Consider the following 244-nt stretch of genomic DNA (forward strand, 5'->3'; position numbering starts at 1 on the left):
CGTTTCAGCTAAAGCTGCACAAATGGCGTTTTACTTTTCACTTGGCATTATCAAAGTAAAGTTAAAGGCTTAAATTATGTCTAAAGGAATTTTTATAGAGGGCGTTAAACGCTCTGGCAAAACCAAAATAGTTAGCTCCAGATTTTACATTTATGAGTTGGTCTATTGTGGTATCTCTTAGCTGTTTATCTACACCTTCAAAATCTTGACCTATTAAAACTAGGTCCCAACCATATTTACCCAT

The 244-nt window shown here is 34.8% G+C and carries 1 protein-coding gene; it reads right to left on the bottom strand.

What is annotated here, in order from left to right; genetic code table 11:
* Positions 1-61 precede the first annotated feature (61 nt).
* Positions 62-244 (bottom strand): hypothetical protein (locus tag PSI06_RS21395; protein ID WP_273605081.1); only part of this gene is annotated, 183 nt, incomplete at its 5' end.

The organism is Pseudoalteromonas sp. GABNS16E (assembly GCF_028598715.1).
Taxonomy (GTDB): Bacteria; Pseudomonadota; Gammaproteobacteria; order Enterobacterales; family Alteromonadaceae; genus Pseudoalteromonas; species Pseudoalteromonas atlantica.